This is a genomic window from Mesorhizobium sp. B2-5-7 (assembly GCF_006440875.1).
Classification (GTDB): domain Bacteria; phylum Pseudomonadota; class Alphaproteobacteria; order Rhizobiales; family Rhizobiaceae; genus Mesorhizobium; species Mesorhizobium australicum.
The window spans coordinates 104,938-127,145 of record NZ_VFUO01000009.1; the positions used below are offsets into that span (position 1 = coordinate 104,938).

Annotated in this window: 24 protein-coding genes and 2 pseudogenes; 10 read left to right on the forward strand and 16 right to left on the reverse strand. The window is 63.3% G+C overall.

Features of this window, described 5'->3' with window-relative positions; genetic code table 11:
- Window positions 1–72 precede the first annotated feature (72 nt).
- Window positions 73–771, reverse strand: coding sequence for a phosphatidylserine decarboxylase (locus tag FJ543_RS29180; protein ID WP_015318533.1), 699 nt, complete (start codon window positions 769–771; stop codon window positions 73–75).
- Between the two features lie 405 nt (window positions 772–1,176).
- Between FJ543_RS29180 and FJ543_RS29185 the strand changes: the two are divergent.
- Window positions 1,177–2,041: pseudogene (locus FJ543_RS29185) on the forward strand (SMP-30/gluconolactonase/LRE family protein).
- Here FJ543_RS29185 and FJ543_RS29190 read toward each other — a convergent pair.
- The 4 genes from FJ543_RS29190 to FJ543_RS29205 all read right to left on the reverse strand — a co-directional run bounded on the left by FJ543_RS29190 (window position 2,038) and on the right by FJ543_RS29205 (window position 6,298).
- On the reverse strand, window positions 2,038–2,385 hold the full coding sequence (locus tag FJ543_RS29190; protein ID WP_140878619.1) for an antibiotic biosynthesis monooxygenase: 348 nt from the start codon (window positions 2,383–2,385) through the stop codon (window positions 2,038–2,040). The pseudogene FJ543_RS29185 and the gene FJ543_RS29190 overlap by 4 nt on opposite strands.
- 95 nt (window positions 2,386–2,480) lie before the next feature.
- Complete coding sequence (locus FJ543_RS29195; RefSeq protein ID WP_140718280.1) at window positions 2,481–4,364, reverse strand: ABC transporter ATP-binding protein/permease; 1,884 nt, start codon at window positions 4,362–4,364, stop codon at window positions 2,481–2,483.
- Between the two features lie 25 nt (window positions 4,365–4,389).
- Entirely contained in the window at window positions 4,390–4,683 is a 294-nt protein-coding gene (locus FJ543_RS29200) for a metalloregulator ArsR/SmtB family transcription factor (RefSeq protein WP_085986606.1), read from the reverse strand.
- A gap of 133 nt (window positions 4,684–4,816) precedes the next feature.
- Window positions 4,817–6,298: a LysM peptidoglycan-binding domain-containing protein gene (locus tag FJ543_RS29205; RefSeq protein WP_140878620.1), complete on the reverse strand. Its 1,482-nt coding sequence runs from the start codon at window positions 6,296–6,298 to the stop codon at window positions 4,817–4,819.
- A gap of 127 nt (window positions 6,299–6,425) precedes the next feature.
- Here FJ543_RS29205 and FJ543_RS29210 point away from each other — a divergent pair, with 127 nt between their 5' ends.
- From FJ543_RS29210 to FJ543_RS29225, 4 genes are all read left to right on the forward strand, one after another.
- Entirely contained in the window at window positions 6,426–7,037 is a 612-nt protein-coding gene (locus tag FJ543_RS29210) for a TIGR00730 family Rossman fold protein (protein ID WP_140878621.1), read from the forward strand.
- Window positions 7,038–7,066: 29 nt separating this feature from the next.
- Window positions 7,067–7,297, forward strand: coding sequence for a hypothetical protein (locus tag FJ543_RS29215; protein WP_140878622.1), 231 nt, complete (start codon window positions 7,067–7,069; stop codon window positions 7,295–7,297).
- Window positions 7,298–7,456: 159 nt separating this feature from the next.
- Window positions 7,457–8,239 (forward strand): glucose 1-dehydrogenase, encoded by a 783-nt coding sequence (locus tag FJ543_RS29220; protein WP_140878623.1) that lies wholly within the window; start codon window positions 7,457–7,459, stop codon window positions 8,237–8,239.
- Window positions 8,240–8,347: 108 nt separating this feature from the next.
- A complete protein-coding gene (locus tag FJ543_RS29225) occupies window positions 8,348–9,346 on the forward strand; it encodes a transporter (protein WP_015318542.1) in 999 nt (332 codons plus the stop codon).
- Here FJ543_RS29225 and rarD read toward each other — a convergent pair.
- The 8 genes from rarD to cysS form a co-directional block, all read right to left on the reverse strand.
- Window positions 9,324–10,250, reverse strand: a complete 927-nt coding sequence (gene rarD, locus FJ543_RS29230; protein WP_140878624.1) for an EamA family transporter RarD — start codon at window positions 10,248–10,250, stop codon at window positions 9,324–9,326. The genes FJ543_RS29225 and rarD overlap by 23 nt on opposite strands.
- An 83-nt stretch (window positions 10,251–10,333) precedes the next feature.
- Window positions 10,334–11,956: a citramalate synthase gene (gene cimA / locus FJ543_RS29235; RefSeq protein WP_181174111.1), complete on the reverse strand. Its 1,623-nt coding sequence runs from the start codon at window positions 11,954–11,956 to the stop codon at window positions 10,334–10,336.
- Entirely contained in the window at window positions 11,953–12,903 is a 951-nt protein-coding gene (gene pip, locus FJ543_RS29240) for a prolyl aminopeptidase (protein ID WP_140878626.1), read from the reverse strand. Before pip ends, cimA begins: the two co-directional genes overlap by 4 nt.
- Window positions 12,900–13,376, reverse strand: a complete 477-nt coding sequence (locus tag FJ543_RS29245) for a GFA family protein (RefSeq protein ID WP_140663054.1) — start codon at window positions 13,374–13,376, stop codon at window positions 12,900–12,902. Before FJ543_RS29245 ends, pip begins: the two co-directional genes overlap by 4 nt.
- Complete coding sequence (locus tag FJ543_RS29250; protein WP_015318547.1) at window positions 13,373–13,864, reverse strand: GFA family protein; 492 nt, start codon at window positions 13,862–13,864, stop codon at window positions 13,373–13,375. Before FJ543_RS29250 ends, FJ543_RS29245 begins: the two co-directional genes overlap by 4 nt.
- 6 nt (window positions 13,865–13,870) lie before the next feature.
- Window positions 13,871–14,257, reverse strand: coding sequence for a VOC family protein (locus FJ543_RS29255; RefSeq protein ID WP_015318548.1), 387 nt, complete (start codon window positions 14,255–14,257; stop codon window positions 13,871–13,873).
- Entirely contained in the window at window positions 14,254–14,658 is a 405-nt protein-coding gene (locus FJ543_RS29260) for an endonuclease domain-containing protein (RefSeq protein ID WP_015318549.1), read from the reverse strand. Before FJ543_RS29260 ends, FJ543_RS29255 begins: the two co-directional genes overlap by 4 nt.
- 280 nt (window positions 14,659–14,938) lie before the next feature.
- Entirely contained in the window at window positions 14,939–16,390 is a 1,452-nt protein-coding gene (gene cysS / locus FJ543_RS29265) for a cysteine--tRNA ligase (RefSeq protein WP_140878627.1), read from the reverse strand.
- Window positions 16,391–16,804: 414 nt separating this feature from the next.
- Between cysS and FJ543_RS29270 the strand changes: the two genes are divergently transcribed.
- Window positions 16,805–16,960: a hypothetical protein gene (locus FJ543_RS29270; RefSeq protein WP_015318552.1), complete on the forward strand. Its 156-nt coding sequence runs from the start codon at window positions 16,805–16,807 to the stop codon at window positions 16,958–16,960.
- Window positions 16,961–17,035: 75 nt separating this feature from the next.
- Here the strand turns inward: FJ543_RS29270 and FJ543_RS29275 are convergent, their stop codons facing one another.
- Entirely contained in the window at window positions 17,036–17,797 is a 762-nt protein-coding gene (locus FJ543_RS29275) for an SOS response-associated peptidase (RefSeq protein WP_140663063.1), read from the reverse strand.
- Window positions 17,798–17,925: 128 nt separating this feature from the next.
- On the opposite strand from FJ543_RS29275, the gene FJ543_RS29280 reads away from it, so the two are divergent.
- The 4 genes from FJ543_RS29280 (at window position 17,926) to FJ543_RS29295 (ending at window position 20,320) form a co-directional block, all read left to right on the forward strand.
- Entirely contained in the window at window positions 17,926–18,348 is a 423-nt protein-coding gene (locus tag FJ543_RS29280) for an NUDIX domain-containing protein (protein ID WP_140823755.1), read from the forward strand.
- Window positions 18,349–18,477: 129 nt separating this feature from the next.
- Entirely contained in the window at window positions 18,478–18,855 is a 378-nt protein-coding gene (locus FJ543_RS29285) for a TIGR02301 family protein (protein WP_140718306.1), read from the forward strand.
- Window positions 18,856–19,206: 351 nt separating this feature from the next.
- Entirely contained in the window at window positions 19,207–19,464 is a 258-nt protein-coding gene (locus FJ543_RS29290) for a hypothetical protein (RefSeq protein ID WP_015318556.1), read from the forward strand.
- A 70-nt stretch (window positions 19,465–19,534) separates the two neighbouring features.
- The gene (locus FJ543_RS29295) at window positions 19,535–20,320 is read left to right on the forward strand and encodes a hypothetical protein (RefSeq protein ID WP_015318557.1); all 786 of its coding nucleotides are present in this window, start codon (window positions 19,535–19,537) and stop codon (window positions 20,318–20,320) included.
- 204 nt (window positions 20,321–20,524) lie between these two features.
- Here FJ543_RS29295 and FJ543_RS29300 read toward each other — a convergent pair.
- Window positions 20,525–20,751: pseudogene (locus FJ543_RS29300) on the reverse strand (hypothetical protein).
- A gap of 62 nt (window positions 20,752–20,813) precedes the next feature.
- Window positions 20,814–22,145, reverse strand: coding sequence for a dihydroorotase (locus FJ543_RS29305; protein WP_181173086.1), 1,332 nt, complete (start codon window positions 22,143–22,145; stop codon window positions 20,814–20,816).
- Between the last annotated feature and the right edge of the window lie 63 nt (window positions 22,146–22,208).

Genomic DNA, 22,208 nt, shown 5'->3' on the forward strand with positions numbered 1-22,208 from the left:
GCATGGGGATCTCGCGGATGCGCGGACCGCCGCTGGCATGGGCCTCGAATTTTTTATATTGCGTGCCCACCGTCAGGAAATCCGCACGAGGGGCGTGCCGGCGACACCGCCGAATTCGGCGAGCACGGTTTCGCCGCCGACCGCCGTCTGGCCAACGGCGACGCGCGGCGTGGCGGTCAAGGGCAGGAACACGTCGACGCGCGAGCCGAAGCGGATCAGGCCGAAACGCTCGCCGGTGCCGATCGAAGCGCCGGCCTCGGTCCAGCAGACAATGCGGCGCGCCACCAGGCCGGCGATCTGGACTGCCGCCACCGTGCCGTTGGGGCTCTCGATGACGAGGCCGTTGCGCTCGTTTTCCGTGCTCGCCTTGTCCAACTCGGCATTGAGGAATTTTCCCGGCCGATGTTCGATCCTGGCGATGCGGCCGCGCACCGGAGAGCGGTTCACGTGACAGGAAAAGACGTTCATGAACACGGAGATGCGGGTCATCTCGACATTGCCGAGGCCAAGCTCGCGCGGTGGCACGGCCGGCCCGACCGCCGAGACGATGCCATCGGCGGGGCTTACCACCAGGCGATCGTCAACAGGCGTGACGCGCTCGGGGTCACGGAAGAAATAGACGCACCAGGCGGTCAGGATCAGGCCGATCCAGAACAGGATCGAGGAGAAATAGCCGAGGAACAGCGTCGCCGCGCCAAACGCCGCGATGAAGGGATAGCCTTCGCGATGGATCGGTACGAACGCGTTCTTGACCGTGTCGACAAGGCTCATGGGCTGGGGGCGGTCCCTGTTTCAGGTCCGGCCTCAATAGCCGAAACACCCCCTGCCCGCAACGCGACAATCGCCGGCGCGGATGAACGGGCAAGTGCGGGCCTGTGACCGCGGATAGCCTGGCGCTCCGTGTGTCGTGAAATGGATACCGGGTCGCATGCCTGTCGTGCCGTCAAAAGCCATCCCTTGACTGCGCCAAGGCAGCCAGAATGGCCGAAAAACCTATCTGCGCCGACGCCGCCCTTGCGCAGACCGGCACCTGTGGCGTCAACGTCACACCGATGCGGCGTTCTTCCTGCGCGAAAATACAGCGGTCCGCTGTCGGGAGACTCTCATCTCGCCCGTCCTTGGTGGGAAGCGCTTCATCGCAAGGGCCGATGACGCGCGCAACGGAGGCTCCTGATCATGCGAATATCGTCCGGCGACAAACCGTACATCGTCATGGAAGGTCTCGCCTTCGGGGAATCGCCACGCTGGCATGACGGACGCCTGTGGGTCTGCAATTGGGGCACCGGCGAGATCATCGCCGTCGATGCCGGCGGCAGCCGCAAGATCATGCTCACGATTCCGGCTGTCCTGCCCTACTCAATCGACTGGCTGCCGGATGGTCGTCTGCTGGTTGTCTCAGGCCGCGAGGGCCTGCTGTTGCGGCAGGAAGCCGATGGCTCGCTCGTCATCCACGCCGACCTGCGCGGCCTGTCGAAAAGCCCGTGGAATGAGATCGTCGTCGACGGGCGGCAACATCTACGTCAATGGCGGCGGGCCGGCGCCGGCGGCCGGCCAGCATTTCGGTCCCGGCACCATCGTGCTGGTCACACCGGATGGCGCGGTCAGGCAAGTGGCGGACACTATCGCCTTTGCGAACGGCATGGCGGTGACCCCGGACAACAAGACGCTGATCATTGCCGAATCCCATGCCAACCGGCTGAGCGCGTTTGACATTGCCGCCGACGGTTCCTTGTCCAACAGACGCACCTGGGCCGATCTCGACGGATATCCCGACGGCATCTGCCTCGATGCGGACGGGGCGGTCTGGTATGCCGACGTTCCCAACAAGCACTGCGTGCGGGTGCGCGAAGGCGGTGACGTCTTGCAGACCGTCACCGCCGATCGCGGCTGCTTTGCCTGCATGCTGGGCGCTGCGGACCGGAAAACGCTGTTCATCACCGCCGCCGAGTGGCGCGGCTTCGAGCATATGACAAGCGAGGCCCGCACCGGCAAGGTGCTCGGCATTAAAGCGCCGGCACCGGGTGTGGGGTGGCCTGGCTAGAGTCCCGGCACGCGCTGATAATTGGCGATATCAGCTCGCACTCCGAGCCGGGCGATCGTCTCCTGCGGGTTGAAGGCTATGCGCTCGTGCGCAGCCTTGACGATCGGCACCACGTTGTCGACCGCAGCCTGGCTTTCCCATTCGACGATGGTGACGAGGTTGAATTCGCCCGGTCCTGAGAATTGCTCGAGCAGAAAGTCCTGGACGAAGCCTTGCTGCAGACGCAGCAACTCGTGCGTCATCTTCACCTTTGCGAGGATTTCATCGCGGGCATTGGCGGGCACGACGAACTTGTCGACCCTGAACACGCTGCCGCCGTTAACATCCTGATTCGTAAGGCTCATATCCATTTGATTCCGTCCTCGACGATGCTGTTTTGCGGCTCTCGGGCGACGGTCTACAATCTCAACCTAAGTTGAGGTCAAGAGACTTTTTTGAGCTACGACATCTCCGATGTGCGCCGGCGTACGACGACACCCAGTTCGTCGCTTTCGCGGGCAATGCGCAGCCGCTCCTCGGCTTCGGTCGCCTCGCGCTGGCGGTCCCACATCGAGGCATAGAGGCCGTGCTTTCGCATCAGCTCGACATGAGTGCCGCGCTCGGCGATCTGGCCGTCCTTCAGCACGATGATCTCGTCGGCGGCAATCACCGTCGACAGGCGGTGGGCGATGACGATGGTGGTGCGGCCCTTGCTGACGAGGTCGAGCGCGGCCTGGATCTCCTGCTCTGTATGACTGTCCAGTGCGGAGGTCGCTTCGTCGAGCATCAGGATCGGCGGTGCCTTCAGGATGGTGCGGGCGATCGCCACGCGCTGCTTCTCGCCGCCGGAAAGTTTCAGCCCGCGCTCGCCGACCATCGACTTGTAGCCGTCGGGCAGCTTCTCGATGAACGGCCCGATCTGGGCGAGTTCGGCGGCCTTGCGCACCTCCTCCTCGCCGGCGCCGACACGGCCGTAGCGGATGTTGTAGGCGATGGTGTCGTTGAACAGCACCGTGTCCTGCGGCACCATGCCGAGCACCGCGCGCAGGCTGTCCTGCGTCACGTCCCTCACGTCCTGACCGTCGATCAGAACCTGGCCACCCTGCACGTCGTAGAAGCGGAACAGCAACCGCGAGATGGTCGACTTGCCCGCACCCGACGGCCCGACAATGGCAACGGTCTTGCCGGCCGGCACCTCGAAGGAGACGCCCTTCAGGATCTTGCGGTTCGGATCATAGGAAAAGTGGACGTCGCGGAACTCGACCTTGCCGGCGCTGACCGCCAGCGGCTTGGCGTTGGGCTTGTCGACGATCTCCTGCGGCACGTCGAGGAGGTCGAACATGTGCTCGATGTCGGTGAGGCCCTGGCGGATTTCGCGATAGATGAAGCCGATGAAGTTGAGCGGCACGGAAAGCTGTACCAGCATGGCATTGATGAAAACGAAATCGCCGACGCTCTGGGTGCCGGCCTGCACCTCCAGCGCCGACATGCACATGACGACGACCGTGCCGACGCCGAAGATGAAGCCCTGGCCGAAGTTCAGCCAGCCGAGCGAGGTCCAGGTCTTGGTTGCGGCGATCTCGTAACGCGCCATCGAGCGGTCGAAGCGCTCGGCCTCCATGCGCTCATTGGTGAAATACTTGACCGTCTCGAAGTTGAGGAGCGAGTCGATTGCCTTGGTGTTGGCGTCGGTGTCGCTGTCGTTCATGTCGCGGCGGATCGAGATGCGCCAGTCGCTGGCCTTGACCGTGAACCAGACGTAGAGGCAGACGGTGACCGCCACCACGGCCACATATTTCCAGCCATAGGTGAAACCGAATATGCCCGCGGTCAGCGCGAATTCGAGGATCGTCGGCGCGGTGTTGAGCATGATGAAGCGGACGATCGTTTCGATGCCCTTGGTGCCGCGCTCGATGATGCGCGACAGGCCGCCGGTGCGGCGCTCCAGGTGGAAGCGCAGCGACAGCTGATGCATGTGCACGAAGGTGCGGAAGGCAAGCTGGCGAACCGCATGCTGGCCGACCCGGGCAAACAGCGCATCGCGCAGCTGGTTGAAGCCGAGCTGGACGAGCCTCAGCACATTGTAGGCAATGACCAGCATCACCGGGGCAAGCATGAACGATGGCAGCGGCGGTGGCGTTTTGAAGCCGCCCGCCAGCGCATCGGTCGCCCATTTGAAGAAATAGGGACCGGCGACCAGCGTCACCTTGGCGACGACCAGCAGCAGCGTCGCCCAGGTCACCCGCGCCCTGAGATCGGCGCGGTCGGCCGGCCACATATAGGGCCAGAGATTGCGCAGTGTCGTGAGTGTCGAGGTGTCGGCGGAGACGGTTTTTTCGGCCACTTTTCTTGCCTTTTGGGTGAGAGGGTCAGCGGCCGGAGCAGCAGGAATTGATGAGCGCGCCCAGCGATGCCGATACGTCGGCAAGTGCCGCGCGATCGACCGCATAGCGCGATCGCTGACGGTCGGGCTCAAACCGGACGAGGCCCGCCTCGACCAATATTTTCAGATGCTGGGAGATCGTCGACTGGGCCAGAGCGAAACGGTCGACGACCTCACGGCAGCAGCAGGAATTGCTGGCCGACAGATGCCTCAGTATCTCGATCCGCGCCGGATGCGAAAGTGCTGCGAACCGCGCCGCGACAGCGCGGCTGTCCGGCATGCAGCCAGGCAGTGCCGAGGCGGCATGGTCTGGTAAGGGAACGCATTCTGTCATCGTTCATCGGCGATAGACGATGAACGATGACAGGGCAAGCTAGGCCGATGGGTAGATCGCCGGAATTGCCGGTCTATCCCTATTCCGTCTTCATCGGTGCGGTCGTCGCCTGCTCGCCCATTGCCTTGAGGTCGGCGGCTTCGCCTTCCTTCGACTTTTCCGGAACCTTGAACACCTGCCCCGGCCAGATGCGGTTCGGATTCCTGATCTGGTCCTGGTTGGCGAGGTATATGGTGGAGTAGCGCACGCCGTGACCATAGACGCGCCGTGAGATCCGCCACAGTGTGTCGTTGCGCCGAATGATGATCGCGCTGTCGGCATGTTCGAGCTTGGGCGACACGATTTCGGGCACGTCGCTTGGCGGCGTGGCTGCTGCGACGTTAGCCGGAGCCTCGGTGGCTGGCGCGGCGGGAGCCGGCGCGGTCTCGCCCGGAGCAGCGGCGGCAACAGCGGGCGCCGCGGGCTTGGCCTCGGCGGGCTTGGTCTCGGTGGGCTTGGTCTCGGCGGGGGCAACGGCGGCGACCGCCTCGCCCGGTTCGCGCTCGAAGGGCACCGCGGCGCGGGCCACCACCTTCACGCCATCGGCATCGAGGCCGTCGACATGGATGGTATAGCTGCCGACCGGAATATCGCGCGTCGCCTCGACCAGGAAATGGCCGTCCGACGAGGTCTGCGCGTCGCCGAGCAGGATGTCGTTGGCGTAGGCGCGCACCTTGCGGCCCGGATCGGCGAGGCCGGCGACAAAGATCTTGTTGCCGTCGATCTCGACTGCCTCGACCACGATCTTTGGTTCGGCCACGGCTGCCGCGGGCGCGGCCGGTGCCGCCGGAGTGGGTTTTGCTTCAACCACGGCTGGCGTGGCCGTCGCCGGCGCGGCGGGCGCTTCAGCAGCAGGAGCGGCAGCCTGGTCGCCGGTTGCCGGCGCCGGCTTTGGCTCAGATGCCGGAACCGTCAGCAGTTCGGCCGGCTTGCCCGGCTCCTCGACCATGGCCAGCACCTGGCCAGCCGCATTCGTGGGCACCGAGACGACTGCGGTCTGCGCCGAGGCGGTCACGACCGCGCCAACCGTCGAACGCAGGGCGATCGTATAGTCGCCGGGCTTCAGCGGGTCTTCGAGCACGATGACAAAGGCGCCATCGGGACCAGCAACCGTGGAGCCGATCACCGTCGCGCCGTTGAGAATTTCGACCTTCGAGTTGGGCGCCGCGTTGCCGGCAACGACGATCGAGCCGTTGCTCTCGACCCGTACGACATCGAAAGTCGGCGCGATCGGACCCGCCGTCGCGGGCGCCGCAGGCGCCGCAGCGTCGGTTGCAGGTGCTGCCGGGGCCGTCGCCTGAGGTGCCGCGCCCGGCGTGGCCGGCATCGTCGGAGCCGGCAGGCGCCCTTCCGTGCCAGGATCGGCCGGCTTCGGCGCCGCGGGCGGCGTCAACGCCGCGACTTCCGCCGGCGGTGTGCGATGAAGATACGGGTCGAGTGCGCCCGATACATAGGCGGTTCCCGCGGCCGCTACGGTCCCACCCGCCGCGAACAAGAACGCCTTCAATGGATTGATTGCCATGTATTTCCCTGCCCCTTAGCCACCTAACGCCGGTCTAGCGTGTTTTGCCATGACCGACAAGAAAAAGCCCGGCCTTCTCAACCCTAGGGCTTGACCGCGCTTTCAGACCCAATCACCAATCATCGGCATGAACACGATTCGATCCGTTTGCGTCTATTGCGGCTCATCTCCGGGCCGCGATGAAATCTATGTCAAGGCCGGCCACCTGCTTGGACGCTCAATTGCAAAGGCAGGCCTGCGGCTGGTCTATGGCGGCGGCACCAAAGGCATTATGGGCGCCGTCGCCGAAGGCGCGCTCAAGGCCGGCGGCAAGGTGACGGGCATCATTCCGCGCTTCCTGATCAACAAGGAAGCAACCGAAACCGCGCTTGACCGGCTCGACGAGTTGTCGATCACCGACAACATGCACGAGCGCAAACACAAGATGTTCAAGAAATCCGACGCCTTTGTGGCGCTGCCTGGTGGCATCGGCACAGTCGAGGAGATCGTCGAGATCATGACCTGGGCGCAACTTGGCCATCACCGCAAACCGATCGTCTTCGGCAATGTCAACGGATTCTGGGATCCGATGACGGCGTTGCTTGATCACATGGCGGCGGAAGGCTTCATTCATACCGCGCAGCGTGTGAAGCCGCTGGTCGTCAACGATCCCGAGGCGATCGTCGCCGCCATCATGGTCGCCGGCTCCTCGGTCGACGCGCCGACCGAGGGCGTCCAGTCGGTGATCGACAAGATGTAAAGTTACGGGAGTAGAGCAGTAGGTTTGCAGTGCCGGAGCGTACACTTTCGCTACTCCCTACTCCCTACTCCCTACTCCCTACTCCGAGCAGCCTGCTGCAGATCGGCGACATTCCCGGCAGCGGCATGATGTTCGAGGTCGGCAGCGATGCCGATGTGCGCGGCCATCTCGCCACCTTGCCACTGGTCAAGGCTGGCATGATGGACATTGCCGCGATCGTGCCACTCAATCCCTGTCCGGGATTTGGGCCGAAGCGCTGAGGCCGACGGCCGCGACAATCGAGGTGGTCAGCAGGACCGCCAGGCCGACAAGCGCCTTGCATCTCATCAAGCCACGCGGCACGCTGGCGCTGCCGCTTGCCAAGGGCCGAACGAGCCTTTGACTGACGGGCGACAAATCGCAACCGATGAAGGTGCAAATTGCATTCGACCGACTATCTCGGCCAACTGTTCGGCCTCGAAGGCAAGCATGCCTTCATAACCGGCGCCAGCCGTGGCCTGGGCCTCGCCTTCGCGGAGGCGCTTGCGAGCGCCGGCGCGCGCGTCACGATCGGCGGCCGCAAGGCCGACGATCTCAAAGCGGCCGCGGACAAGTTGCGCGCCGCGGGCCATTCGATCACGGAAGCGGTGATCGACGTGACCGACACCCAGTCGGTCGACCAGGCAATCGCGGCGGCGGAAACCGGCACCGCACCGATAGACATCCTGGTCAACAATGCCGGCATCCAGCGACGGGCGCCGTTGGAGACCTTCAGCGACGCCGACTGGGACGCGCTGATGGCCACCAACCTGGACGGCGTGTTCAAGGTGAGCCGGGCCGTCGTAAAGGGCATGATCGCGCGCCAAAGGGGGTCGATCATCAATGTCTCCTCAGTGCAGAGCGTGCTCGCCCGCCCCTCGATCGCGCCCTACGCGGCGAGCAAGGGCGCCATCACCATGCTGACCAAGTCGATGGCCGGCGAATGGGGCCAGCACGGCGTGCGTATCAACGCCATCGCGCCGGGCTATTGCAAGACCGAGCTCAACGCCGCGCTGGTCGCCGACGAGACATTCTCCGCCTGGCTGACCGGCCGCACGCCGATGCGGCGCTGGGGCGAAGTGAGGGAACTCGCGGGCGCTGCCGTGTTCCTGGCGTCCGACGCCGCCAGTTTCGTGAACGGACAGACGCTGCTGGTGGATGGCGGGATCACCAGCGTCCTGTAAGCGGGCACGCCGTCACGGAACAGTCACACTAAATCGGGGATGCCGTGCTAGAAATCGCGCTTGGCCGCCCCCGCGACCCCGACCGCATCAGAGACCGGCGAAGCCGCCATGAACATCGCCATCCCCTCCGAAGGCACTGACCTGTCGCCTTACCTGCCCGATGAGCACGGTCTGTTCTTCATCTACCACTTTACCACCGAGGGGGTGCGGACCAGGGATACCGCCGCAGCGCATTGGACATGGCGCAGCTACCAGCTTTCCGACATGCGCGCCCGCCACGAGATCGGCGCCGATCAGGCCTTGCCGGCACCGGTGCGCGAAGCCTTCCTGACCGCCAGCCATGGCTGCCACATCGACCTCGAGGATGACTGGCTCTATGGCGATCTGCCGGACCTGCGTCATGATTATTCAGCGGAAGCCGGCGGGCTTGGTCATTTCCGCTTCGCCCTCAACGACACGATGCTGGTCGGCGCCCGCAAACAGCCGCTGCAATCGGTCGACAACATCCGCAAGGCGATCGAGAACGGATCGCGCAAGTTCCGCTCTCCGGCCGAGCTGATCGAGGCTGTCGTCGGCCAGTCGTTCGACGGGATGGCGACCGAACTCGCGGCACTCAGCGACAGTCTCGACGGCATTGAGGACCGCATCGTCTGCGACGCATGGCACAACGAGCGGCAGGCGCTGGTCGATGCACGCCGGCACCTGGTGGTCATCCACCGGCAGATGGCGACGCTGACCAACCTGTTTCGCCATCTCGACCATTCGCACCGCAACGACCTGCCGGATTCGATCAACGACATGGCGGCGCGGCTTTCGCACCGCGCACAGACACTGCACTATGACGGCGAGCAGTTGCAGGCGCGCACGCGGCTGCTGCAGGACGAGCTGATGGCCAAGCTGACGACGCAGTCGAACCGGCTGCTTTACGTGCTCTCGGTGATGACGGCAGTGCTGTTGCCGATGACCATCATCTCAGGCCTGTTCGGCATGAATGTCGGCGGTTTGCCGCTGGTCAACACCCCGTTGGGTTTTTGGGTGATCACGGGCGCGTCGCTGCTGATCGCGGGCGTGACCTATCTTTTCGTCAGGCGGCTCGGACAGCTGTAGCCCGGCGCGCCGTCGCCAGCATGGACCAGGAATAGACCGCAAGGGCCGCCCAGATCAGGGCAAAGGCGATGGCCTGCGTGGTGCCGAACGGCTCGTCGAAGATCAGCACGGCAATCAGAAACACCATGGTCGGCGCTATGTACTGCATGATGCCGATGGTCGAGAGGCGCAGCAGCTTGGCGCCAAAGGCGAACAGCAGCAGCGGCACGGCCGTCACCGGCCCGCAGCCGATGAGCAGCGCGGTGTCGGTGCCATTGCTGGAGACGAAATGGTCCTGTCCGGTGGCGATAAGGAAGACGATGTAGCCCAGCGCCGGCACCGACAGCAAAAGCACTTCGAGCAGGAAGCCCTGGCTGGGACCGATCGGCAGCGTCTTGCGGAAGAAGCCGTAGGCGGCGAAGGAAAACGCCAATGCCAGCGACACCCAGGGCAGTTTGCCGCCGTCGATTGTCAGCACGGCGACGGCGACCGCCGCAAGCACCACCGCCGCGATCTGCAATCGGTCGAGCCGCTCGCCGAGCAGCAGTGCGCCGACCACAACGTTCACCAGTGGGTTGATGTAATAGCCCAATGCCGTCTCGACGGTGCGGTCGACGGCGATCGCCCAGACATAGATGCCCCAGTTGATCGAGATCAGCGCCGCCGTCAGCGCCGCCATGGCGATGGTGCGGGGCGAGCGGATCGCCACCTTGAAGTCGGCCGTGCGGCCGGCCCAGACCAAGACCGCCGCGGCAATCGGCACCGACCAGACGATGCGGTGTGCAATCACCTCGGCAAGCGGCAGATGCGCCACCGCCTTCATGTAGAAGGGCAGCAACCCCCACAAGAGATAGGCACCCAGCGCCAGCAAGAAGCCGCGGCGGGCTTTCGATTCTGCATCGGGGGTAATTGCTTCAGCGGCCATGGCCCAACGCTATGGCCCAGTAATCTTGGCAAGACCATCGCAAAGTTCTGATGGATCAATGGACTTTCGCTGATGGTTCAAACTTACTCCGCCGCCACCAGCCCCGCCATCTCGCGATTCTTCATCAGCTTGTAGACGATCGAATCCATTAACGCCTGAAACGAGGCGTCGATGATGTTTTCCGAGACCCCGACCGTCCACCAGCGCGCACCGGTACCGTCATGCGATTCGATGAGCACGCGGGTGATGGCCTCGGTGCCGCCATTGAGGATACGCACCTTGAAGTCGGCAAGCTCGAGATCCGCGATCTCGTTCTGGTATCTGCCGAGATCCTTGCGCAGCGCAATGTCGAGCGCGTTGACGGGGCCATGGCCCTCGGCCACCGACATCTTCTCCTCGCCCTCGACCAGCACCTTGACCACTGCTTCCGACACCGTCTTCAACTGGCCATTGGCATCGAAGCGGCGTTCAATCATGCAGCGGAACGAGGTGACGTGGAAGAATTCGGGCAGGCCATGCAGCATCTTGCGCGCCAGGAGTTCGAAGGAGGCGTCGGCGCCCTCATAGGCGTAGCCCGAGGCCTCACGCTCCTTGACCACCGATATCAGGGCGTCGAGCCGATGGTCGTCCTTCGGCACATCGATGCCGCGCCGCTTCAACTCTGCGAGGAAATTGGCCTTGCCGCCCTGGTCGGAGACCATGACGCGGCGGCGGTTGCCCACGGCCTGCGGCTCCACATGCTCATAGGTCGCCGACTCCTTGGCCAGCGCCGAAGCGTGGATACCCGCCTTGGTGGCAAAGGCGGAGGAGCCGACATAGGGCGCCTGCGCTTCCGGAGCGCGGTTCAACAATTCGTCGAAAGCGCGCGACAGGCGCGAAATGCCGGTCAGCGCTTCGGCTGAGATTCCCGTCTCGAAGCGGTCGGCGAAAGCCGGCTTCAGCGCCAGTGTCGGCACGATCGAGATCAGATTGGCGTTGCCGCAACGTTCGCCGATGCCATTCAGCGTGCCTTGGATCTGGCGCACGCCGGCCTCGACGGCGGCAAGGGAATTGGCCACCGCCTGGCCGGTGTCGTCATGGGCATGGATGCCGAGCTGCTCGCCCGGAATGCCGGCGGCAATGACCTTCTCGACGATTGCCCGCACTTCCGAGGGTTGCGTGCCGCCATTCGTGTCGCATAGCACCACCCAGCGCGCACCGGCGTCGTAGGCCGTTTTCGCACAAGCGAGCGCATAGTCCGGATTGGCCTTGAAGCCGTCGAAGAAATGCTCGCAATCGACCATTGCTTCCTTGTCCGAAGCGACCGATGCCTCGACGGACACTTTTATGGAGTCGAGGTTCTCCTCGTTGGTGCAACCGAGCGCCACGCGAACATGGTAGTCCCAGCTCTTGGCGACGAAGCAGATGGCGTCCGATTTCGATTGGACAAGCGCCGCCAGCCCCGGATCGTTAGAGGCTGAGACCCCAGCCCGCTTGGTCATTCCGAACGCAACGAATTTTGCGCGTGCCGTGCGCTTCTGCTGGAAGAATGCAGTGTCGGTCGGATTGGCGCCGGGATAACCACCTTCGACATAGTCGAAGCCGAACTCGTCGAGCAGTTTGGCAATCGCGATCTTGTCCTCGACCGAAAAGTCGATGCCCGGCGTCTGCTGGCCGTCGCGGAGCGTGGTGTCGAAGAGATAGAGGCGCTCGCGGCTCATCGTCATTTGCCCGCAAACTTGTCCGTCGCGCGGATCAGCCGGTCGAGGATGCCGGGCTCCGAATAGGCATGGCCGGCGCCTTCGATCAGATGAAAGTCCGCCTTCGGCCAGGCCTTGTGCAGCGCCCAGGCGTAGCGCGCCGGGCACGGCATGTCGTAGCGGCCGTGGACGATGGTTCCGGGGATGTCCTTGAGCTTCCCGGCATCGCGGAGCAACTGCCCCTCCTCGAGCCAGCCGGCATGGACGAAATAGTGGTTTTCGATGCGGGCGAAGGCGACGGCATAGTCGTCCTCGCCAAACGGACCGCTGGTTTCGGGTTCAGGAAGCAGCGTGATCGTCTCGCCCTCCCACAGGCTCCAGGCGCGGGCGGCCTCGATCTCCACCTTTCGGTCGGACCCGACCAGCCGCTTGCGGTAGGCTGCCATCATGTCGCCGCGCTCGGCCTGCGGGATCGGCGCCAGGAAACGCTCCCATTTGTCGGGGAACATCTCCGAAACGCCGAATTGATAGTACCATTCGAGCTCGGCGCGGGTCAGCGTGTAGATGCCGCGCACCACCAGTTCGCTGACGCGATCAGGGTGTGTCTCGGCATAGGCGAGCGCCAGCGTCGAGCCCCAGGAACCGCCGAACACCAGCCAATTGTCGAAGCCGGCCATTTCGCGCAGTCGCTCGATGTCGGCAACGAGATGCCATGTCGTGTTGGCCTCCAGCGAGGCGTTCGGCGTCGATTTTCCGCAGCCGCGCTGATCGAACAGGATGACGTCGTAGAGCTTGGGGTCGAACAGCCGCCGGTGTTTTGACGAAATGGTGCCGCCCGGTCCACCGTGCAGGAACACGGCCGGCTTGGCGCCCTTGGTGCCCGACCGCTCCCAATAGACCATATGGCCGTCGCCGACATCGAGCATCCCCGAGTCGAACGGTTCGATTTCCGGGTAGAGGGTGCGCAAGCTCATATTTTCAGGCCCTGTTGCGGCCAGTTGGCCGTTTCGTGATCGGGGTGTTGGAAGGAGATGATCTGCTCCTGCCGCGCGTAATAATCGGGATCCTGGTGGACAGGCTGGTCGAAGATCGTCTCGACCCAAGGCAGCCGTGCCGCATAGTTGACCTGGATCCGCGGCGCCAGATCCGAGCGGTCGTCGAAGGCGCCGATGGCGATCTCGAGCCCGCCGGGCTGCCGGTAGGTCAGCGGCGTGCCGCAACGGGCGCAGAAGCCGCGATCGATGTTGACCGAAGACTGGAAATAACTTGGTTCTTCATGGGTCCATTCGACGCCATCCTTAGGTACCGTCACCAGCGCGCCGAAGAAGGAGCCGAACTGTTTCTGGCACATGCGGCAATGGCAGATGGACGCACGTCCCAGCGCCCCCTTGATGCGGAAGCGCACGGCGCCGCATTGGCAGCCGCCGGTTCGGACAGTTTCGGTCATGGTCTTTCCTCCGGCGGCCATTGGTCGGTGTCGTGGTCGGGATGCTGATAGGAGACGAGCTCGGCGAGATAAGGAGCCGAGCCGATATCCGCCATCGTGTCCTCGCCCGGCAATCGCGGAATGGAATCCACATAGGGCAGTTTTGCTTCCGTGCCCCACTGGATGGTCGGCGCGATACCAGCCGGATCGTCGAAGGCGGCGATCGCCAGAGCCATGCCGTCGGGCGCCTCGAAGGTCAGCGGCGTGCCGCATTCGGCGCAGAAACCGCGCCATACGACATTGGAGGAACGGAACCGCTTGGGTTCGCCGCGCGTCCAGTCGACCTTGGCGCCGCGCACCGAGACCAGCGGCAGGTAGAAATTGCCGCTGGCCTTCTGGCACATGCGGCAGTGGCAGACCGAGGCGTCGCCGAGCGCGCCTTCGACGCGGAAGCGCACCGCACCGCACTGGCAGCCGCCTGTGTAGACTGGCCGGTTGTCGAGGCTCATCGGTTTTCACTCCGGATCATGGCAGACCGCCTCGACATTGTTGCCGTCGGGATCGAGGACGAAGGCGCCGTAATAGTTGGGGTGATAGTGCGGACGCAGGCCCGGTCCGCCATTGTCCTTGCCGCCGGCTGCAAGGGCGGCGGCGTGGAAGGCGTCGACCTCGGCGCGGCTGCGCGCGGTGAAGGCGACGTGCTGATGATCTCGGGGCTTTTCCCTGGCCGCGCTCAACCAGAACACCGGCCGGTCGCGGCCATAGCCGCCGACCTTGGCGCCACCAGTGTATTCCTGCGGCACCATATAAAGCAGCGAGCCACCCAGCGGCGCCATCGCCTTGTCGTAGAAAGCCTTGGAGGCATCGAAATCGGAAACGGTGATGCCGAGATGGTCGATCATGAAACGAGCTCCTCCGTTGCTGGTTCCGGCACGTTGGCGCCGGCCAGACCGGCCGCGATAACGATGTGCTGGCAGACATTGTCGATATCGCGGATCACGTCGTCATTCCAGAAGCGCAGGATGGTCCAACCGCTGGCGCTCAGATAAGCGCTTCTTGCCTGATCGCGTTTTGAATGTTCCGCGTCGGCATGCTGGCTGCCGTCAACTTCGACTATCAAGCGATGAGCCGAGCAAGCAAAGTCAACGATATAAGGCCCAATCAGCACCTGCCGCCGAAAGCTCATTCCCATCAGCCGGTGAGCACGCAACTCATTCCAAAGCTTCAGCTCGGCATCGGTCATGACGCGCCGCATGGATTTTGCATTCTTGCGTTGACGGGACGGAACGAGATCGTGCCCCATCAAACACCCCTTCGCCAGCAATTAGCGAAATCGGCGACGAGAGCTGATCTCCCCCCTTGCGGGGGAGATGCCCGGCAGGGCAGAGGGGGGTGCTGTCCCGCCGATCTATCAGCTTGCGACCACTGCCTTCTCAATAAATGTTTGCGGCGAGGGTGAACAAACGGAAACGCCGGTGTTCCGTCACACCCCCCTCTGTCCTGCCGGACATCTCCCCCGCAAGGGGGGAGATCGGCTGTCACCGGCGCCCCCGCCAAAACCGCAAAGGCGCCTGGCGCCACCCTCACCGCTTCACCTCCCACGTCGTCACGCGCTCGCCGGTGACCGGATCCTTGCCATCCTTCAACTGCACGCCTTGCGCCAGGAGTTCATCGCGGATGCGGTCGGCCTCGGCCCAGTTCTTGGCGGCGATGAACTGCAGGCGCCTGGCGATGGTTTCCGCAATCGCGGCCTCGTCGACCTTGGCCGCGCCGACGTCGAAACCGAGGAACGCGAGCGAGGTTTTCAAGGAAGCCGCGGCGCCATTCTCGCCAGCGCCGCTGAAGTCGGTTGCCTCACCGGCAAGCTGGGTCAGTTGCTGGAAGGCCGCGTAGGTCGCAAGATCATCCGACAGCGCCTCCACGACTTCCGCCGGCACCTGGCTTCCCGCAGCCGGCGCCAGGTCCGACGCGCGTTTCCATTTGCGTAGCGTGTTCTCCGCCTCCTCAAGCTTGCGCACGGAAAAGTCGATCGGCTCGCGGTAGTGCGTCATCAGCATCGCCAGCCGCAGCACCTCGCCAGGCCATCTGCGGCCGCCGAAGGTCTCGGTCTCGAGCAATTCGTGGATCGAATAGAAATTGCCGAGGCTCTTCGACATTTTCTGGCCCTCGACCTGCAGGAAACCATTGTGCATCCACACATTGGCCATGACATCGGTGCCGTGGGCGCAGCGCGACTGGGCGATCTCGTTCTCATGATGCGGGAAGATCAGATCGAGGCCGCCGCCATGGATGTCGAAGACCTCGCCGAGATAGGCGGCCGACATGGCCGAGCATTCGATATGCCAGCCGGGCCGGCCCCTGCCCCATGGACTTTGCCAGCCGGGCTCTTCCGGCGATGACAGTTTCCACAGCACAAAATCGCCGGGGTTCCTCTTGTGGGCCTCGACGGCGATGCGGGCACCGGCCTGCTGCTCGTCGAGATTGCGCTTCGACAATTGACCATAGTCCGGCATCGAGGCCGTATCGAACAGAACTTCGCCTGCCGCGACATAGGCATGGCCGCGTTCGATCAGGCTTTTAATCAAGGTGATCATATCAGCCTTGCCGTCGGCGCGGGGTTCGACGAATGCGGTGGCGCGCGGTTCGACCGTCGGCTCCAGGCAGCCAAGCGTGGCGACATCCCTGTGGAACTGGTCGGCCGTTTTTTCGGTCACCCGTCGGATCGCTTCGTTGAGCGAAAGGGTTCCCGAAGCGATCTCGCCGCCGAAATCGCGCAGCGCCCTCGCGTTGATCTTGTCGTCGACGTCGGTGATGTTGCGCACATAGGTCACGTGCGTCTCGCCGTAGAGGTGGCGCAATAAGCGGAACAGCACGTCGAACACGATCACCGGCCTGGCGTTGCCGATATGGGCGAAATCGTAAACGGTCGGGCCGCAGACATACATGCGCACGTCAAGCGGATCGATCGGCACGAAGCCCTCTTTCGTGCGCGTCAGCGTGTTGTAGAGGCGCAGGCCCTTTGATGCGTCAGACATTCCATGCTTCCCGTTCAGAACTTCTTGTCTGGATGGAGCCAGCCCAGCGCCAAGGCGCAAATCAGGTTCCAGCCTGCTGGCCGGGGCGTTTGTCCAATCTGGGGAAGATGAGGCGAAAACGTCCGGACCAGCGCGAGGCTAGCCAATAATGCAAATGCCACAAATGGCGAAAGACGTTTTCATCGGCGGCTTTATCGCCCTGACCAGTGTTGCCGTCAAGTCGCGGATTCCGGGAAAAAGGTAGCGAGGGCTGGCAAACGCATCGCCCGGTCATGCGGAATCAGTCAGTGAAACATTTTATTAAACATGTCGGCACAGTCATGAAACATTCGCCGGCTAGATCACCACGCGTCACGATTTGGTCGGAATCAACCAGCAAACGCAGACACGGAAATGTTACCAGGGAAGAGAAACATGCCTCGAAGCAAGCAGGAAGCCAACCGCGCCAAGCAACCGGCGCTGGCCAACCACTATCGCGCAATCGGCCCGGCCGCCATCGTCGCCGCCCTTCTTCATACCGCCAAGAAGAAGAAGCCGGCGCAGAAGATCGTGTCGCCTCGCGCTGCCTGAGATGACGCGGCTGGCGCAATCGCCGACGATGAGGGCGAGAACAGGCGTCCTGAACTTAGACTTCGACCGGCTTCGCTAGAACAGCGTCATCTGACTGTCGTCCGCGCCAGGTTTCTGGCGCCTGACCTTCTCGGGTTCCGGCCCGATTTCGCCCCTCTCTTGAATCTCCGGTCCAGTGTTGGCAACCTTGTTGACGAGGTCGGAGACAGGGATCGCCTCGAAGAAATCGGGCTGCGCCGGCCGCAGCAAATCGACGACATCGCGCGGTTCGAGCGTGCGGCAATCCAGCCAACGGGCAAAGTCAGAAATATCGACCACCACCGGCATGCGGTCATGGATATGGGCGATATCGGCGTTGGCGTTGACGGTCAGGATAGCGCCGGTGTCCATCTCCGAGCCACCGGGCTCGGCATAGGTTTCGATCAGACCTGCAAAGGCGATCAACCCGCCATGCCTGGGCCGGATCCAATAGGGTTGCCCCTTCTTGCCTCCGGTCTGCCGCCATTCGTAGAAACCGGACGCCGGCACCAGCGCGCGGCGATGGCGCATGGCGGCCTTGAACGAGGCCTTCTCGATCGCACCTTCGGAGCGCGCGTTGAACAGCAGCGGAAACTCCCTGGTGTCCTTCACCCAAGCTGGGATCAGGCCCCAGCGCACCAGCATCGGCTGTCGGTCCGGCAGATTGGAGCCTGGGGCTCGCGGCACGCCAGCGGTCACCATCAGGACCGGCTGTGTCGGTGCGATGTTGTAGCGGGCCGGGAAATCCTCCAGCTCCGCAAGGCCCAGCAAGGCAGCGGTCTGGTCCGGCGTGGCGGTCAAGGCAAAACGTCCGCACATGATCGATTGTGTCTTTCGAATAGTTCGGTGTTGAAAGTGGCGATCGAACCGGCGTTGCGCAACCGCTAAAGCTTGCCCATGCTTTCGGTCCACAAAAGACCTGTCTCAAATGAGTTGATCAAGGATCGATGGACACAGCACGCAAGGTACTTCCGGCCGTTTCCGTAGCCGTCGTGCGCGGCGACACCGTACTCTTGGTCAAGCGGGCGCGTTCGCCCTCGCAAGGGCTCTACGCCTTTCCCGGCGGTAAGGTCGAAGCCGGCGAGACGCTGGAGGACGCGGCACGGCGTGAACTGATGGAAGAGACCGGCTTGCGCGCCGCCGGCTTTCGCCCGCTTCGGGAAATCCACATCGACGGCAGGCAAGACAGCCACCCGGTCGATTATCTCCTCACGGTCTTCGGCGCCATCTATGCCGGTGGCGAGGCCGAGGCCAGCGACGACGCCGAGACAGCCGCCTTCTATACACTCAAGGAGATGACCCTGCTGCCGCTCGCCGGCTCGGTGTTCGCGGTCGCCGAGGAACTCCTCGGTCCCGTTCAAGCCCGCTGACGCAGCACTGAAAAACCGCCTTGCAGGCGACAAATTGTTTCGTCACAAGGCTTATGTTGTCTCGCCAGCCACGACGTCTCAGGCCATCAGGCAGACCACAAGGCCTAAGCCGTCAGGCAGAGAAGGTTTATGAACCGTCCGTCAGTGCTCCTTGCCATTTGCCTTGCCGTCAGCGCGGTCGTCCCGGCGCGGCCTGCCTTCAGTGCCGAGTCGCCGTTCGAGCCGGGGCTGATGCGATTGGCGGAAGTTCTTGGGTCGCTGCATTTCCTGCGCAATCTGTGCGGGGAGAAGGGCGACCAGTGGCGTGGCGAGATGGAAAAACTGCTCGATTCGGAAAACCCGGACCCAGAGCGCCGCGCCCGCTTCATCGCCAGCTTCAATCGCGGCTACCGTTCCTTCGGTGGCACTTACACCCAGTGCACCGCTTCGGCCACTGAAGCCATCAGCCGTTACATGAAAGAAGGCGAGACGCTGTCGCGCGATATCGCCTCGCGGTATGGCAACTGAGCATTCATCAACAGATATCAGGCCCGCCGCCAGGGATCTCGATATATCCGGCTTGTGGCCGCCCACATTCTGGTGCAATTCTGATGTTGCACTTCTGCAACAGCGTTAATCAAACGTTATCACGCGAAGGCGCAATTAACTCAAACTGAAGGTTTTCGCCCCGCAGGCCAGCCTAATCGGCTAAGTTTGATCCGGGTTGAAACGCAGCTTCGCCAAACACACTTGGCCCCTGTAAATGACGATCAAAAAAATGTCGTATTTACAGATACTTACTTGAAGCTGCCTATGAATGGAACAGATCAAGCCTGATCCACACTGATGGGTTGCCGCTTGGAAGGGTGGACATCGCTTATGGAACATGCTGCCAACGACATCGACGCGCTGGTCAGGGAAGAGAAGCGCCTGACGGCGGTTGAGAGCCACAGCGAAGCCTGGGCGGAAGGCCTCTCGGCCGGCATTGAGCCAGAAATCATCGCCGAGGCGGCCCTTGAGACGGCATTCGGTGAAATGTTGCGCGCCAACGGCGAAACCTCGGCCCTTGCCCTGCTCGACCGCATGCGCGAGAAGGTGATCGCAGGCGCCTTCGAACCTGAGCGGCTGCGGCACTGAACCGATATCAGGTTCTCTGACGATCGAATGCCGTTCGGGCGTCATGCCCGGAAGTAGGGAGATACGGGCAGTGAATTTTCCGATGTCAGGCAAGCCGAAGGGCTTGGGCCTCTACATCCGCCTCGCTGCTTGCTGTGCCGCGGTTACCTTCACGACTTGCCTGGCCAGCAGTCCGGCTCATGCGCTGAGCGAGATCAAACGCGAAGAGCTCCCCGCTCCAGCCACACCGTCGGACGACGATGTTTCGCCGCCCGGAAGCACGATTCCCATGCCTGACCCGGTGGGAACGCCGCCTTCGACAAGCCAGCCGGCCGCTCCCGACGCCGCTGAGCCGGACAGCCCATCGGATGGCGGCAGCAACAGGCCGCGTGTCGATCCCGAGGCACCTCTGCCGGAAGTCGTCTATGATCTCGGCAAGCTGCCCGAGCCCGTGCGGCGCATGCATGACTTGATCATCGAGGCCTGCAAGAGCGGTGACATCGAGAAGCTCAGGCCTTTGATCGGCAAGGGCGACAGCATGACCCAGCTGTCGCTGGCCGACATCGACGGCGACGCCATCACCTTCCTCAAAGGGCTGTCCGGCGACCCTGACGGCCAGGAGATCCTGGCCATTCTGGAGGAGGTGCTTTCCGCAGGCTACGTCCATGTCGACGCAGGCACGCCACAGGACCTCTATGTCTGGCCGTATTTCTTCGCGCTGCCGCTGGACAAGCTCGACGCCAAGCAACGGGTCGAGCTGTTCAAGATCGTTACCGCCGGCGATTTCGACGACATGAAGCAGTTCGGAGCCTACATCTTCTATCGCGTCGGCATCACGCCAGCCGGGCAATGGACCTTCTTCGTCGCCGGCGACTGAAGGCCCCCCTGGTTGCGCCAGGATGCGAACAGCATCGTGGACGATGTTGCTATTTGAGCGGGCCGGCAGGTTTTGCACTGACGTCGGCATCCGGCCAAATGCGAATGCTTTCGTTTCGAAGAACCGAAATAGCACCGCTAGCGCACGCGACGTGTCCGGTTTGATGTTGCAGATACGAGGCGAAAAACACCACGGGAGGACAATTCAGCCGGCAGTCAGAAGGATACCGTGACCGAATTCCCTGGCGAGTTCTGGATAAGCAATTTCTCGCGCGTCGTAAGCCGTGTCTGATCGACAAAGCGCCAATTGCGCTCGTACAACGCAAATGCTTCGTTGGCCGGGATCAGTCGCGCGACATCGCGATTCCACAGGAGCGCTTGCAGCTCTGGAAACTCGACGGGGTCAATCATAGGCGCGACATGTGTCCGCATGATGCCTTGAACATAATGCGGAACGCTTAAAAATCAAAGACGTGACGCACAGCCACAGGTGGCTAACCCGGCAGCGCCTCGGAAAACTCCACCGCCGTCCCCTGGCCTGGCGTCGCGATTTCGCCGTCCCACATAATGCGCTGACCGCGAATGATCGTGCCGACCGGCCATCCCGTGACCTGCTTGCCGTCATAGGGGGTCCAGCCGGCTTTCGAGCCGGCTTGCGCGTTGGTGATGGTCTCGCGCCGCTTCATGTCGACAATGGTGAAGTCGGCGTCATAGCCGGCGGCGATGCGGCCTTTTCTGGCCATGCCGAAGATGCGCTGCGGGCCATGGCTGGAGAGATCGACGAAGCGCTGCAGGGTCAGCCGGCCGGCGTTGACATGGTCGAGCATGATCGGCACCAGCGTCTGCACGCCGGTCATACCCGAGGGCGAGGCCGGATAGGGTTTTGCCTTCTCGGCCAGCGTGTGCGGCGCGTGGTCGGAGCCGAGCACGTCGACGATGCCTTGCGCTATGCCATGCCAGACGCCGTCGCGATGGCGTTTGTCCCGCACCGGCGGGTTCATCTGGATCAGCGTGCCAAGCCGCGCATAGTCGTCGGCGCTCAGCGTCAGATGGTGCGGCGTGGCTTCACAGGTCGCAACATCCTTGTGCTGTTCGAGGAACAGGATCTCCTCGGCGGTCGAGATGTGCAGGACATGGATGCGGGCACGAACGGCGCGCGCGATGCGCACCAGCCGCTCGGTGCAGCGCAAGGCGGCGATCTCGTCACGCCAGACCGGATGCGATGACGGATCGCCCTCGACGCGCTCGTCCAGGCGCTCGCGCAGCCGGAACTCGTCTTCCGAATGAAAAGCGGCGCGACGGCGGGTATTCCTCAGGATCGAGGCGACGCCTTCATCGTCCTCGACCAGCAGGTCACCGGTGGACGATCCCATGAAGACCTTTATTCCCGCAGCCCCCGGCAAACGTTCGAGCTCGCCGACGTCCCTGGCGTTGTCGCGGGTACCGCCAACCCAGAAAGCAAAATCGCAATGCATGCGGCCGCTGCCGCGCCGGACCTTGTCGGCAAGCGTTGCCTCGCTGGTGGTCAGCGGATTGGTGTTGGGCATTTCGAACACGGCGGTGACACCGCCCAGCACCGCGGCCCGCGAACCCGTTTCCAGGTCTTCCTTGTGTTCCAGTCCCGGCTCACGGAAATGCACCTGGCTGTCGACGACACCGGGCAGGATATGCAGGCCCCGGCAGTCGATCGTCTCGCCAGCCGATGCCTGGCGCAGATCGCCGATCGCGGCGATGCGCCCGCCCTTCACGCCGATGTCGCGTGGCCCCTCGCCGTCATGATTGACCACTATGCCGCCTGTCAGGATGAGGTCGTAGGTCATGGTGATGCTCTCTTGCGGGAGGAGTGTCAGCGGCTTACGTAATGGCCAACCGTTTTGCAAGATCAGGCT